This is a genomic window from Psychromarinibacter sp. S121 (assembly GCF_049801035.1).
Lineage (GTDB): Bacteria > Pseudomonadota > Alphaproteobacteria > Rhodobacterales > Rhodobacteraceae > Psychromarinibacter.
The window spans coordinates 187,973-201,135 of sequence record NZ_JBNAGE010000004.1; the positions used below are offsets into that span (position 1 = coordinate 187,973).

Consider the following 13,163-nt stretch of genomic DNA (forward strand, 5'->3'; position numbering starts at 1 on the left):
GGTCCCTGTTCGTTTTCTTTCTTTTGCATCGGGCCGTGGTTCCCGGCCCGGCCGGCCGGGGGCGCTGCCCCCGGACCCCCGGGATATTTTCGGACCAAAGAAGGGGCCGGTTCCCGGTGATATCTGGCTGCGGTCAGAACCCGGGCTTGCCCGGATACCAGTCAGTCCCCGCGAGCGGCACCTGCGCCATGGCGGCGGCTTCCATCGTCAGGGCGCAAAGATCCTCGGGTTCAAGGTTGTGGACATGGCTTTTGCCACAGGCGCGGGCGAGCGTCTGGCACTCCAGCGTCAGCACGTTGAGATAGTTGCGCAGGCGGCGGCCAGCCTCGACCGGGTTAAGCCGCGCCATCAGTTCGGGGTCCTGCGTCGTGATCCCCGCCGGATCGCGGCCCTCGTGCCAGTCGTCGTATGCGCCAGTGGTGGTGCCGAGCTTGCGATACTCGTCTTCCCACTTCGGGTCGTTGTCGCCCAGCGCCACAAGCGCTGCCGTTCCGATCGAGACGGCGTCGGCGCCCAGCGCCAGCGCCTTGGCCACGTCGGCCCCGGTACGGATACCGCCCGACACGACAAGCTGCACCTTGCGGTGCATGCCAAGGTCCTGCAGCGCCTTCACAGCCGGGCGGATGCATGCGAGCGTCGGCTGGCCCACGTGTTCGATGAACACGTCCTGCGTCGCGGCGGTGCCGCCCTGCATGCCGTCCAGTACGATGACGTCGGCCCCGGCCTTCACCGACAGCGCCACGTCGTAGTAGGGCCGCGCACCGCCGACCTTGATGTAGATCGGCTTTTCCCAGCCCGTGATCTCGCGCAGTTCGAGGATCTTGATCTCCAGATCGTCCGGCCCGGTCCAGTCCGGGTGACGGCAGGCGGACCGCTGGTCGATGCCCACCGGCAGGTCGCGCATGCCCGCGACGCGTTCGGTGATCTTCTGGCCCAGCAGCATGCCGCCGCCGCCGGGCTTGGCGCCCTGACCGACCACGACTTCGATGGCGTCGGCGCGGCGCAGATCGTCGGGGTTCATACCGTAGCGGCTGGGGAGATACTGGTAGACGAGCTTTTCGGAATGCCCGCGCTCTTCCTCGGTCATGCCGCCGTCGCCGGTGGTGGTCGAGGTGCCCGCCATCGTCGCGCCACGGCCCAGCGCTTCCTTGGCGGGGCCGGACAGCGAACCGAAGGACATGCCCGCGATGGTGATCGGGATCTTCAGTTCGATGGGCTTCTTCGCGAAGCGGGTGCCCAGCGTCACGCCGGTCTCGCATTTCTCGCGGTAGCCTTCGAGCGGATAGCGCGACATCGACGCGCCAAGAAACAGAAGGTCGTCGAAATGCGGAACCCGCCGTTTCGCGCCACCACCGCGAATGTCGTAGATGCCGGTTTGCGCGGCGCGGCGGATCTCGGAGTTGGTCTCGTTCGAGAAGGTCCAGGACTGGCGCGGTTCGGTCTGCGGAATGTCTTTCATCGGGCCGTCCTCAGTATTCGTCTGCGTGGTCGATGTTGAAGTTATACAGCTTGCGGGCCGAGCCGTAGCGTTTGAACTCTTCGGGCTTCGCGTCGGCGCCCGCGCGGTCCAGCAGGTCGGCGAGGATTTCCAGATGTTCGGGGCGCATCTCTTTCTCGATGCAGTCCGCGCCAAGGCTTTTGACCTCGCCGCGCACGAACAGCCGCGCCTCGTACAGGCTGTCGCCCAACGCGTCGCCCGCGTTGCCCAGCACGACAAGGTTGCCCTTCTGCGCCATGAAGGCGGACATGTGGCCGATGTTGCCGTGCACCACGATGTCGATGCCCTTCATCGAGATGCCGCAGCGCGAGGACGCGTTGCCCTTCACCACCAGAAGCCCGCCGTGCCCCGTGGCGCCGGCATATTGCGAGGCGTCGCCGTCAATGACCACCGTGCCCGACATCATGTTCTCGGCCACGCCGGGGCCCACCGAGCCCTCGACATGAACAGTCGCCTGCTTGTTCATCCCGGCGCAGTAATAGCCGGTCGAGCCTTTGACGGTGACCTCGATCGGCGCGTCCAGCCCGACCGCGACGGCGTGGCTGCCACGCGGGTTGACCAGTTGGAAGGCCGTCTCGTTGCCGGATGCGCCCTGCAGCGCAGAGTTGACCTCGCGCAGTTCCATCTCGGCCATGTCCAGCACCAGTGCGTCGGTTGCGGGTTTCGCCATTGCAGCAGCCTCCATGATCAACGCTCCCAGAAATAGACGGTTGCGGGTTCGGGTTCCCAGACGCGCGCGGTCTCGATGCCCGGCAGGTCCGCGAAGGCGCGGTATTCGGACCCGAAGGCCACGTAATCGTCGGTCTCGGCCATCACCGCAGGTTTGCAGGCGATCGGGTCACGGACAACGCCGAAGCCGTTCTTGGTGCCCATCACGAAGGTAAAGAACCCGTCGAGATCCTGCAGCGTGCCTTCCAGCGCCTCGCCAAGGCTGGCGCCGCCCGCGATGCGGGAAGAGATGTAGGCTGCGCCGACCTCGGTATCGTTTTCGGTCTTGGTCACGAAGCCCGCGCGCGCCAGCTCGCGGCGCAGGCGGTTGTGGTTCGACAACGAGCCGTTGTGCACAAGGCATTCGTCCGCCGCGGTCGAGAACGGGTGCGCGCCCAGCGTCGTCACCGCGCTTTCGGTCGCCATCCGGGTGTGGCCGATGCCGTGGCTGCCACCCATCGCGCGCAGGTCGAACCGCGCCGCGACGTCCTTGGGCAGGCCGATCTCCTTGTAGATCTCCATCGCCTCGCCGACGCCCATCACGCGCAGCCCGCGCTCTTCAAGAAAGGCGACAGCCTTGTCCTCGGACCCGGCAGGGATCGTCAGAACCGCATGGGTGTCGGACACCTTCACCGGGACAGCCGTGCCGAGGAGTTCGCCCAAGGCGATTTCAAGCCCGTCGAACGCCTCGGCCGGCGTGTCGGACTGAACCGTCACCTTCAGCCCGTCACCGGGGTCACCGTAAATCGCGATGCCGGCGGAATCCGGACCACGGTCGGTCATGGTGATCAGCATGTCGGTCAGCATCTCGCCCAGCTTGGGACGCAGCGCCTCGGACTTCAGAAAAAGGCCAACGATGCCACACATGGTCCTCTCCACTTCGTTACGCGGGCAATGCGCCCTTCGGATTTTCTTCTAGCCACCGGAGAATTTCTTTGCAAGAAACTTTCTTTCTCTCTTAGAAAGATCGACACCGAGATGAAAAGCGCCTTTGCCGACAGCGCAAAAGCCGCGCCGCCGGTGAGCCAAGCCAAGTTTTTGGGCGTTTTCCGGACGTCGCTTCAGGTTGCCTGCGGGTAGGTGATGATCGACAGGTACCGAGACGGAAGCTCCAGCAGAACCTCCGGGCCGTGCGGCGCGTCCGAATCGAACAGCAGCGCGTCGCCGGGCTCCAGCAGATACAGTTGGTCGCCGTGGCGATAGTCGATCTTGCCTTCCAGCATGTAGAGAAATTCGATGCCTTCGTGCTGGAACGCCGGAAACCGGTCGGCTTCGCTGTCCAGCGTGATCAGGTAGGGCTCGACCACCACGCCCGAGTTGTTCGATCCGATGTGGCCCAACAGATTGTACTGGTGCCCGGCCCGCGTGCCGGCCCTCTCGATCTCGACGCCCTGCCCCGCTTTCACGTGCATCGCGCCGCGCACCTCGTCGAAGCCAGAGAACAGCTGCACGAAGGGGACGCGCAGGGCATTGGCCAGCACCTGAAGCGTGTTCAGCGACGGAGAGATGTGGCCGTTCTCGATCTTCGACAAGGTGCCGACAGACAGTCCGGACGCCGCCGCAAGGTCCGAGCCGGTCATCCGCTGGCGTTTCCGAAGCTCGCGCACCTGCCGCCCGATCGCGACCTCGAGGTTCTTCTCCCGCACTTCCCGCGTGGCATGCGGATCCTGCGTCAGCTTCGTCTCGGATCTCTTGGTCGGCTTGTTCATCTGGCCGTGCTCTCCCTGACTCGCACTCGGCAAACTGACCGAGTTGTATGGTGTTCACCCCGTCCCCTCAAGCAGTCGATTTTCCTCTCACGAAAATTTACCCCTCAGGATTTTACTCTGATGTTCTGCGGATCGTACAATGGCGACAGGGTGACCGCGCAGGGCACACGCTTGGTCGCCACTTCCAGTTCGTAGGTTCCGCCCAGCACCCAGTCGCGGGTAACGCCGTCGGGATGCCGGACATAGCCCATCCCGATGGCTTTCCCCACGGTGTGCCCGAATCCGCCTGAGGACAGATAGCCGACGCGCTCGCCGTCGCGATAGATCGTTTCGCGGCCCAGCAGGATCACCTCCGGATCGGCGGTGAAGGTGGCGAGCATCTTCTTCACGCCGCCCGCCCGCTGCGCCTCGACCGCCGCCTTTCCGCGATACTCGGTGGACTTACGCGCGGCCCAGCCCAGCCCGGCCTCCAGCGGCGTGTGATCCGGCCCGATATCCGACCCCCACGCACGATAGCCCTTCTCCAGCCGCAAGGTCTCGATTGCGCGATAGCCGGCGTCGGTGACTTCGCCCGCGGCATGCAGAGCGTCATAGACCGACAGCGCGTATTCGGTCGGGATGTGCAGCTCCCACCCCAGTTCGCCGACGTAAGAGACCCGCAGCGCCCGGACCGGGGCGCCCGCGATGCCGATGGTCTGCACGGTACCAAAGGGGAAGGCGTCTTTCGAAACATCCGCCCGCGTCACCGCTTGCAGCACGTCGCGCGCCCTGGGTCCCATCAGCGACAGCACCGCGTAGGCAGAGGTCACGTCGACCAGCTGGGCGTTCATTCCCCGAGGGATGCCTTTCGAGATCCAGTCGAAATCCCGCGTGGCAAAGCCGGTGCCGGTGACGATGTAGTATTCGTCCAAAGCCATCCGGGCGCAGGTCAGGTCTGCCTCGATCCCGCCCTTGTCGTTCAGCATCTGGGTATAGGTCAGACCGCCCGGCGGGCCGCTGACGTCGTTGGCCGCAATCCAGCCCAGCGCCACCTCTGCGTCCGGCCCCTTCAGCACGTATTTCGCGAAGGACGACTGGTCGATCAGCACCACGCTCTCGCGGCAGGCCTTGTGCTCGGCCCCAACCGTAGCAAACCAGTTGGGGCGGCCATAGGTGTACTCGTCCTTGGCGCCCTCGGGGCCGTACCAGTTGGGGCGCTCCCACCCCAGCTTCTCTCCGAATACCGCGCCCCGCGACTTGAGCGTTGCATACAGGGGCGAGCGGCGGCAGGGGCGGCCGCTATCGTGTTCCTCGGACGGCCACGCCATCGTGTAGTGCTTGCCGTAGGCCTCGACCGTGCGGGTGCGGATCCAGTCTGTGTCGAAATGCGGCCGGCCGAAGCGGCGGATGTCGACGGGCCAAAGATCGAACGGCGCCTCGCCCTTCGCCACCCATTCCGCCAGTGCCATGCCGGCCCCGCCGCCCGAGGCGATGCCGAAAGCGTTGAACCCGGCGCCCACGAAGAACCCCGGCTGCTCCGGCGCTTCGCCCAGGATGAAGTTGCCGTCGGGCGTGAAACTCTCGGGCCCGTTGGTCAGGGTCTTGATCCCCGCCGTCTCCATCGCGGGAACGCGCCCCAGCGCCAGTTCCATGATCTGCTCGAAGTGATCGAAATCGGAATCGAGCAGGCTGAAGTGGAACCCCTCGGGAATGCCGTTCACCGCCCAAGGCTTCGGGTTCGGCTCGTAGCCTCCCATCACCAGCCCGCCGACCTCTTCCTTCCAGTAGGTCAGCCGGTCGGGATCGCGGAGCGTCGGCAGGTTCGGGGTGACGCCCTCGATCCGCTCGGTCACCATGTACTGGTGCTCCATCGAGACCAAAGGCACGTTCACGCCCACCGTCGCCGCGAAGGCGCGGGTCCACTGACCGCAGCAGGCGACGACTTTGGGGCAAGCGATGCGGCCCTTTTCGCTGACGACGCCGGTCACGACGCCGTTCTCGATCTCGACCGACTGCACCGCGCAATCCTCGACGATCAGCGCGCCCGCCATGCGCGCGCCCTTGGCAAGCGCAGCGGTGATGTCGGACGGGTTGGCCTGTCCGTCGGTCGGAAGGAAGGCCGCACCGACCACGTCCGAGACATCCATCAGCGGCCACAGGTCCTGCGCCTCTTTCGCGGTCAGCAGTTCCATCTCCAACCCGAAGGAATGCGCCGTGGTCGCCTGCCGCTTTACCTCGGTCCAGCGTTCGGCGTTGCACGCCAGCCGCAGCCCGCCGTTCCGCTTCCAGCCGGTAGCAAGACCCGTCTCTTCCTCCAGCCGGTCGTACAATTCGACCGAGTACCCCAGAAGCTGCGTGATGTTGGCCGAGGACCGCAACTGCCCCACCAATCCCGCTGCGTGAAAGGTCGACCCGCTGGTCAGCTTGGCCCGTTCCAGCAGCACGACCTCCACCCCCATCTTCGCAAGGTGGTAGGCGGTAGAGCACCCGATGATCCCGCCGCCGACAATGACGACCTCGGCACTGTCGGGAAGGCTCATCCGCGGCTCCAGTCGGCCAGCGCGGCCTCGTAACGGGTCATGTTTTCCTCCGTGTAGGCGGCATAGTCGAATTCAATGTCGGACGAGATTTCGGACACCATGCTCCACGTCGCTTCCCGCAGAAGCGAGGCGCATTTCATCGCGCGGTAACTGCGCATCAGCGCGGCGTCCGGCGGCGCACCGAAATAGGCGGCCAGCATCCCAACCTCGGCCTCTTCCGGCAGCCCCGCGTTGCTGGCCAGCCCGCCAAGGTCGAACAATGGCGAGTTGAAGCCGCCGTATTCCCAATCCACCAGCCACAACCGGTCCGCCCCGCGCAGGATATTTGCGGGCAGCAGGTCGTTGTGACCCAGCACCAGTTGGACCGGCCCGACGCCGTCTTCCAGCATCTCGGCCTGCGCCAGCAGGGCGTCCAGCCTCGGCGCATGGGTCGATCCATTCGCTTTCAGGAAGGCCGCGTAGGTGCGGATGACGTGGAACACCCAGAAGGTCAGGACCGGCCCGGTGATCTGTTTCGTGACCTCGCGGTGAACCCGTCCGACCAGCGCCACCGCCTCGGCCAGCGTCTGCGCATCGTGCAGGTCGGCTTCTTCCAGAGCCACCGACTCCACGTGGTCGAACACCATCACGCCGGGCTCGAAATGCCGCAGCGGAGGCGACACACCGGCGGCGGCGGCGGCCTCGGCGATGTGCCGTTCGTTCCACCGCATCACAAGGTGCTCGGGGATGTCTTCGCCCAGCCGCACGACGTATTTCCGCCCCGCGTCCTCGACCACCGCGTTCACGTTGGTGATGCCCCCGCCCAGCGCCGCGATCTCTCCGGGATCGGACCAGAAGGACAGCGCGCGGATGCGTGCCTCAAGCGCTTCGGGCATCGGGTCAGTAGCGGTCATGGGCCTCCCTGCACAGCCGGTCTTCCTTTCCTGCGACTGTCAGGGCGACTTGCGTGGGATGCAAATAGTTTTCGGCTGGATCACATTGAGCCAGAGTTTTCTGCCGATAATTCAGGCAGGTCCGGATACCAGCCCGCCGAAGACGTCAAGGAACCGGCCCGCCTGTTCGGCGCTCAGGCACAAGGGAGGACGGATCTTCAGCGTGTGGCCATACTTGCCCGCCGCACCCACCATGATGCCCCGGTCGCGAAGGTCGTTGATCAGCTGCGCCGCGCGCTCCGGGTCCGGTGTGTCACCGGCGACGATATCGACGCCAAGATACAGACCACAACCCCGCACCGCGCCGATGACAGGGCTCTCCATCTTGGACAGCCCCTCGATCAAAAGCCCACCGATCCCGGCTGCATGAGTGATCAGGTCTTCGTCCTCGATCACGTCCAGAACCGCGGACCCGGCAGCAGCGGCCACCGGGTTTCCGGCGAAGGTGTTGAAATAGCCGAAGGCATCGGCAAACCGCCGAAGCAGGTCCGCCTGCGCCACCATCGCTGCCATCGGGAACCCGTTCCCCATCGGCTTGCCCATGGTCAGGATATCAGGCGCGACCCGCGCCGCGCCCACGGCCCACAAGCCCCGCCCGGTCCGCCCGAACCCCGGCTGCACCTCGTCCGCGATGTACAGCCCGCCCGCCGAGTGCGTGACCTCTTCCGCCGCCGCCAACGCGGACCAGTCGTAAGCGAAGACACCGTCGGACGAGAAGATCGAGTCGCACAGGAAGGCCGCGAACCCGTGACCCTCGGCCTCCAGCGCGTCGATGGCCGCACGCAAAGCTGCCGCGAAACCGCCCGCGATGTCCTCGCCATAGGCGGGCCCCGGCGGCGGGATCAGCTTTACGAACTCCGGCACCGTGCCGCGCCGGTAGGATACCGGCGACACCTCGGTCACGGCGGCGGTGTTGCCGTGATAGGCGGCCTCGGTCACCACGACACCGCGCTTGCCCGTCTCAAGCCGCGCGATCCGCAGCGCCAGATCGTTCGCCTCGCTGCCCGAGCAGGTGTAGGCGATCCGCGCATCCGCCACCGGCACTGTCGCCAGCAACCGCTCGGAATAAGCCTCGGTCACTTCGCTGAGGTAACGCGAGTTGGTGTTCAGTTTCGCCACCTGTTCCTGCACGGCGGCGACCACGTGAGGGTGCGAATGTCCGACCGAAGGCACATTGTTGTAGAGGTCGAGATACACGGTCCCGTCCGCCGCCGTCATCTCGGCGCCTTGCGCGCTGACCATCTCGATGGGCCGTTCGAAAAACAGCGTCGACGCGGCTCCCATGTTTGCCATGCGCCGCGCCACCAGCGGGTCTTCCACCGCGCCGTGGAAGGCGTTCATGTCAAGGATGTCGCGCGCCTTGATGCTCATGCCGAAAGGTATCGCTCTGCCAGCATGACCGTCCCGTCAGTGAACCCGTCGCCGAACTCCTGCGCCGTCGGCGTCTCGGCGTGGCTTGCGATCCACGCGGTCAGTTGCAGGCGGCGCAGCATGACGAAGGTCGGCAGCATGGCCTCGTCCGCCGCGCCCAGCGGCGCCACTTCGCGATAGCCCTCCGCCCACGCGGCCATCAGGTCCGGGATCGCCGGCGCATCTTCCATGAAGCTGACGGCGGCGGCGAAATCGAAGCCGAACCAGCCGAAGCCACAGTCGTCGAAGTCGATGACCGTCAGCCCGCCGTCGCGGACCAGCAGGTTCGCAAGCCGCAGGTCGGCGTGGATCAGGCCGAACCGTTCGGGCCCGGTGCCCCAGTCCGTCAGCCGCGCGTCCAGCGCAGCGGCCAGACGGTCCAGAACCGCACGCCCCTCGGTCGTCAGCCCCAGTGCCGCCTGCCACGGCCCCCAGTGCGGCCGATCCCCTGCGACCGTATCGAAGGTCCACGTCTTGCGCACGAACCCGGCAGGCTTTTCCCAGCCTTTCACATGCCCGTGCAGACGCGCGCTGATACCGCCCAGCGTGCGGAAACCGGGGACAAGGTCATCCTCGGGCCGGGGCTCGATCCCGTCCGCGAAGGCGAATGCAACAACGTTTCGCACCTCGTCACCGTGGTCGAACGCCAGCACCCGCGCGCCGTCGCGCGTGGGCAGGATGGCGGGCGTCTCGACCACACCGGCGGTTCGCAGCGCCTCGATCCACGACAGTTCGGATCGGATCTCGTCCTCGGTGTGATACCCCGGACGGTGGACCCGGAAAATCGTCCTTCCCGCCAGTCCCTCCAGCAGATAGGTCGCGTTTTCCGAGATCGTCAGCAGCCGCAGATCGCCCGAAAGCCCCCATTCGGGCAGCAGACCCTCGACCCCAGCCGCCAACTCCGCCAGCACCGTTTCGCTGTAAACTCCGCCCATTCGCCCAACTTCCGTGCAGTTCCCCCGGCCCCTTGCATCAATAGCTGGGACCGTTCCTACCTCTCTCTTCCCCGCCGGAGCGCCGGACGCAAGCATCCGGGCAGATCATAACGAGGGACAGGAAAATGCTGACACCGATCACGGGACAGACCGCAATCGTCACAGGCGGCTCGAAAGGCATCGGGCGCGGGATTGCACGGGTTTTCGCCAGAGCGGGCGCAAAGGTCCTTATCGTTGGGCGCGACCTGTCCGCCGCCGAGGACGCCGCCGCCGAGATGACCGAGGCCGGCGGCACCGCGCTGGCGCACTCGGCGGACGTATCGGACTGGGCGGCGGTTCAGGGCATGGTCGCGGCCGCGACCGAGGCGTTCGGCGGCGTCGATATCCTGTGCGCCAACGCGGGCGCCTTTCCGCAGTCGAAGATGATCGACATGGAGGTCGACGAGTGGGATTCGGTGATGGCGACCAACCTGCGGTCGTCCTTCCTGTGCACCAAGGCCTGCATCCCGGCGTTCGAGGCCAAGGGCGGCGGCCGGATCATCCTGACCTCGTCGATCACGGGACCCTTCACCGGTTTTCCCGGCTGGACCCACTATGGCGCGTCGAAGTCGGGCCAGCTTGGGTTCCTGAAGACGGCGGCGATGGAACTGTCGCGCTACAACGTGACGATCAACGCGGTGCTGCCCGGCAACATCGCGACCGAGGGGCTGGCGGATCTGGGGCAGGACTATCTTGATACCATGGCCGCCTCGATCCCGCTGAAACGGCTGGGCGACCCCGAAGACATCGGCAACGCCGCGCTGTTCTTCGCGTCGAAGGAAGCGGGCTACATCACGGGCCAGACCATCGTGGTCGACGGCGGCCAGATCCTTCCGGAGTCGCTGGAAGCGATCGAGGAAATCTGACGAAACACGACACCCAACCCCAGCCGACTCCCCATTCCTCCCCCCTTCAGGGGGGAGGCAAGGAGGGGGGATCGCAGGAAGTGGGGGGATTGCAGGAGGGTGGATTACAGGCCGCAGGCGAAAGTCAGACGCGGAAGATCAAGCCCCGATCATCCGCCGGATCTTCGCGACCGCGCGGTCGAAGTCCTCGCCATAGCCCACCGGCTCGAAAAAGCGCCCGTTCTCGTCGAACAGCAGCACCATGGCCGAGTGGTCCATCGTATAATCGCCGCCTTCAAGCGGTACTTTCGCGGAATAGATCCGGAACGCTTTCTCGGCCTTCTTCACCTCTTCCGGTGATCCGGTCACGCCAACCGTTCCCGGCACCCAGCCGACATAGTCGCCCAGAACCTCGGCGGTATCGCGCTCCGGGTCTACGGTCACGAAGAACACCCGAAGTTCCTCGCCGTCCGCAGCCAGTTCGTCCTGCCAGCCGGCCACCTCGCCCAGCGTCGTCGGGCAGACCTCGGGGCAATGGGTGAAGCCGAAGAACACGGCGGTCGGCCCGCCCTTCAGGCTGTCTTCGGTAAACGGCTCGCCTTCGGTCGTGACCAGTTCGTAGTCGCCAATCCCCAGCCCGTCGCTGACGGTTGCGGTAATCTGCGGCGCCACAACGCGAAAGTAGAGGAAGGCCAGCAGCGCGATCGCTGCCAGCCCCCAGAGCACACCGATGAAAATCCGGTTTCGGCTCATCAGTTGGAGTCCTTCTGCATGTCACCATGGTTCATCTTGCCGTGGTCCATGTGCCCGTGGCCCGCACCCTTCGCATTCGGCGCGCCGACCAGCAGCGGCACAATGACCTCTCCGGCCTGTTCGAATTCCAGCGTCACCTCGACGGTCTCGCCCTCGACCAAAGCGTCCTTCAGACCCATGAACATCAGATGATAGCTGCCGGGCTTCAGTTCCACCGTCTCGCCCGCCGGAATCGGCAGACCGTCGGGCAGTTCCCGCATCTTCATCACATCGCCTTCCATCGCCATCTCGTGAATCTCGACCCGCTCCGAGACGTCGGCGCTGGCCGAGACCAGCCGGTCGTCACCGCCCTGATTGGCGATGGTCAGAAATCCGCCGCCGACCGGCGCGTTGGGAAGCGTCGCGCGCGAGAAACCGCCCGACAGCATTAGATCACCGGCAAGAACGGCTTCCATATCGCCGTGCGATTGCCCCGTGGCCGCCGTCGACAGCCCCATGGCTACCGAAACCGCGATAGCCGCCGCTTGTGCGGTACGGCCGGAAAAAAAGTGAAACTTGGTCATTCTTCGCTCCATGGATAGCGGTCGCGCATCTGCCACGCCGCCGAAAATCACCGCCCGCCAAAGCGCGGGCCTCGCTGAGGAAAGTCAGGCGAAGTGCGGTGGAGCGCGTGCGGTGCGGTCTGCACCGAACGTCTGCGGACCGTGGACAAGATCCCGGGCGCGAAAGACGAAGCTGTCATGCACGACACGCGTCTCGGCGGCAGCGAAGCCGGCCGCCTGCGCCTCGGGCAGCTTGTGGCAGAACGGACAGTCGTGACCGTGCGCATGGCCGTCGTCGCCGCCGCCCTCGCAGAGATCCGCAAGCGTCGCGCCCATCGAGAGCAGCGCCGCCTCGGCCATCATCGTCTCGCGGTCCGGGCCCATCTGCCGTGCGGACAGCGCGCCCGACACGACAAGCGCGACGGCAAGCAGAAGCCCGAACAGGGGGAAAAGACGGCGTCTCGACATGCCGCAATCTCTACAGCAGAGCACAGGCGAAGCGAAAGGGGGAGATTGTCACAGGCGCCCGCCCTTGTCCGGGGTGGCTGTTGTCCAACTGCACGGCTTGCTAGGCTGACCGGCACCACACCGGAGCCGCCAATGACCGCCACAACGCTGATCGCCATGCTCGATATGCTGGGCACGTTCGCCTTCGGGCTAAGCGGCGCAATGGTTGCCGTTCGCCGGAAACTGGACCTGTTCGGCATCCTCGTTCTGGCGGTCGCGACCGGGGTGGCGGGCGGGATGATCCGCGACGTGCTTCTGGGCGATACGCCCCCTGCCGCGCTGCGGACACTGACGCCACTTGGTATCGCGGGTGCGGCGGGGCTGTGCGTGTTCTTCTTCGGCCCGTGGATCAACCGCCTGACCCGGCCCGTGATGGTGCTGGACGCGATCGGGCTAGGCGTCTTCTGCGTCGCCGGATGCCACAAGGCGTTGGAGTTTGGCCTGACCATCCCCGGCGCCGCCTTGCTGGGCGTCATGACCGCCATCGGCGGCGGCATGCTGCGCGACATGATGGCGGCCGAAGTCCCGCGCGTCCTGCACGAAGAGGTCTATGCCGCCGCCGCGCTGGCCGGCGCCCTCGCCTATGCCGTCGCGGTGCATCTCGGCGTCCCCGGCATTATCGCTGCGGCCGGTGCCGTCCTGCTGGCGGTGCTTCTGCGGCTGGCAAGCGTTCGCTACGGCTGGCGGCTGCCGCGCGCCCCGTGGGGCTGACGCCGCTGCGATCATGTCGCGGCTTCGATCCCTGTACATCCGTGCCTGACCTCGC

At 65.9% G+C, this 13,163-nt stretch carries 13 protein-coding genes; 2 read left to right on the plus strand and 11 right to left on the minus strand.

From position 1 onward, the window contains the following. Positions 1-133: 133 nt before the first annotated feature. From ACP156_RS19490 to ACP156_RS19525, 8 genes are all read right to left on the minus strand, one after another. Positions 134-1,459, minus strand: a complete 1,326-nt coding sequence (locus ACP156_RS19490) for an FMN-binding glutamate synthase family protein (RefSeq protein ID WP_425053043.1) — start codon at positions 1,457-1,459, stop codon at positions 134-136. A 10-nt stretch (positions 1,460-1,469) separates the two neighbouring features. After that, a complete protein-coding gene (locus tag ACP156_RS19495) occupies positions 1,470-2,168 on the minus strand; it encodes a protein GlxC (protein WP_425053044.1) in 699 nt (232 codons plus the stop codon). Between the two features lie 17 nt (positions 2,169-2,185). Further along, on the minus strand, positions 2,186-3,073 hold the full coding sequence (locus tag ACP156_RS19500; RefSeq protein WP_425053045.1) for a class II glutamine amidotransferase: 888 nt from the start codon (positions 3,071-3,073) through the stop codon (positions 2,186-2,188). A gap of 194 nt (positions 3,074-3,267) precedes the next feature. Then, positions 3,268-3,915, minus strand: a complete 648-nt coding sequence (locus tag ACP156_RS19505) for a helix-turn-helix domain-containing protein (RefSeq protein ID WP_425053046.1) — start codon at positions 3,913-3,915, stop codon at positions 3,268-3,270. A gap of 104 nt (positions 3,916-4,019) precedes the next feature. After that, the gene (locus ACP156_RS19510; protein WP_425053047.1) at positions 4,020-6,434 is read right to left on the minus strand and encodes a GcvT family protein; all 2,415 of its coding nucleotides are present in this window, start codon (positions 6,432-6,434) and stop codon (positions 4,020-4,022) included. Continuing rightward, complete coding sequence (locus ACP156_RS19515; RefSeq protein WP_425053048.1) at positions 6,431-7,327, minus strand: phosphotransferase; 897 nt, start codon at positions 7,325-7,327, stop codon at positions 6,431-6,433. The genes ACP156_RS19510 and ACP156_RS19515 overlap by 4 nt, the downstream gene beginning before the upstream one ends. 111 nt (positions 7,328-7,438) lie before the next feature. Beyond that, the gene (locus ACP156_RS19520) at positions 7,439-8,737 is read right to left on the minus strand and encodes an aspartate aminotransferase family protein (protein WP_425053049.1); all 1,299 of its coding nucleotides are present in this window, start codon (positions 8,735-8,737) and stop codon (positions 7,439-7,441) included. Beyond that, complete coding sequence (locus ACP156_RS19525) at positions 8,734-9,711, minus strand: phosphotransferase enzyme family protein (protein WP_425053050.1); 978 nt, start codon at positions 9,709-9,711, stop codon at positions 8,734-8,736. The genes ACP156_RS19520 and ACP156_RS19525 overlap by 4 nt, the downstream gene beginning before the upstream one ends. Before the next feature lie 125 nt (positions 9,712-9,836). On the opposite strand from ACP156_RS19525, the gene fabG reads away from it, so the two are divergent. Next, on the plus strand, positions 9,837-10,616 hold the full coding sequence (fabG, locus tag ACP156_RS19530) for a 3-oxoacyl-ACP reductase FabG (protein WP_425053051.1): 780 nt from the start codon (positions 9,837-9,839) through the stop codon (positions 10,614-10,616). Positions 10,617-10,754: 138 nt separating this feature from the next. On the opposite strand, the gene ACP156_RS19535 is transcribed toward fabG, so the two are convergent. The 3 genes from ACP156_RS19535 to ACP156_RS19545 form a co-directional block, all read right to left on the minus strand. Beyond that, positions 10,755-11,348, minus strand: a complete 594-nt coding sequence (locus tag ACP156_RS19535; RefSeq protein ID WP_425053052.1) for an SCO family protein — start codon at positions 11,346-11,348, stop codon at positions 10,755-10,757. Beyond that, positions 11,348-11,911, minus strand: a complete 564-nt coding sequence (locus tag ACP156_RS19540) for a copper chaperone PCu(A)C (protein ID WP_425053053.1) — start codon at positions 11,909-11,911, stop codon at positions 11,348-11,350. Before ACP156_RS19540 ends, ACP156_RS19535 begins: the two co-directional genes overlap by 1 nt. A gap of 84 nt (positions 11,912-11,995) precedes the next feature. Next, positions 11,996-12,358 (minus strand): DUF2946 family protein, encoded by a 363-nt coding sequence (locus ACP156_RS19545; RefSeq protein ID WP_425053054.1) that lies wholly within the window; start codon positions 12,356-12,358, stop codon positions 11,996-11,998. Between the two features lie 132 nt (positions 12,359-12,490). Here ACP156_RS19545 and ACP156_RS19550 point away from each other — a divergent pair, with 132 nt between their 5' ends. Next, on the plus strand, positions 12,491-13,108 hold the full coding sequence (locus ACP156_RS19550) for a trimeric intracellular cation channel family protein (protein WP_425053055.1): 618 nt from the start codon (positions 12,491-12,493) through the stop codon (positions 13,106-13,108). Positions 13,109-13,163 lie beyond the last annotated feature (55 nt).

Coding starts and splice junctions, on each gene's coding strand:
- ACP156_RS19520 (WP_425053049.1), bottom strand. CDS start 8,737: ATGAGCATCAAGGCGCGCGACATCCTTGACATGAACGCCTTCCACGGC.
- ACP156_RS19515 (WP_425053048.1), bottom strand. CDS start 7,327: ATGACCGCTACTGACCCGATGCCCGAAGCGCTTGAGGCACGCATCCGC.
- ACP156_RS19495 (WP_425053044.1), bottom strand. CDS start 2,168: ATGGCGAAACCCGCAACCGACGCACTGGTGCTGGACATGGCCGAGATG.
- ACP156_RS19545 (WP_425053054.1), bottom strand. CDS start 12,358: ATGTCGAGACGCCGTCTTTTCCCCCTGTTCGGGCTTCTGCTTGCCGTC.
- ACP156_RS19490 (WP_425053043.1), bottom strand. CDS start 1,459: ATGAAAGACATTCCGCAGACCGAACCGCGCCAGTCCTGGACCTTCTCG.
- fabG (WP_425053051.1), top strand. CDS start 9,837: ATGCTGACACCGATCACGGGACAGACCGCAATCGTCACAGGCGGCTCG.
- ACP156_RS19510 (WP_425053047.1), bottom strand. CDS start 6,434: ATGAGCCTTCCCGACAGTGCCGAGGTCGTCATTGTCGGCGGCGGGATC.
- ACP156_RS19535 (WP_425053052.1), bottom strand. CDS start 11,348: ATGAGCCGAAACCGGATTTTCATCGGTGTGCTCTGGGGGCTGGCAGCG.
- ACP156_RS19550 (WP_425053055.1), top strand. CDS start 12,491: ATGACCGCCACAACGCTGATCGCCATGCTCGATATGCTGGGCACGTTC.
- ACP156_RS19525 (WP_425053050.1), bottom strand. CDS start 9,711: ATGGGCGGAGTTTACAGCGAAACGGTGCTGGCGGAGTTGGCGGCTGGG.
- ACP156_RS19500 (WP_425053045.1), bottom strand. CDS start 3,073: ATGTGTGGCATCGTTGGCCTTTTTCTGAAGTCCGAGGCGCTGCGTCCC.
- ACP156_RS19505 (WP_425053046.1), bottom strand. CDS start 3,915: ATGAACAAGCCGACCAAGAGATCCGAGACGAAGCTGACGCAGGATCCG.
- ACP156_RS19540 (WP_425053053.1), bottom strand. CDS start 11,911: ATGACCAAGTTTCACTTTTTTTCCGGCCGTACCGCACAAGCGGCGGCT.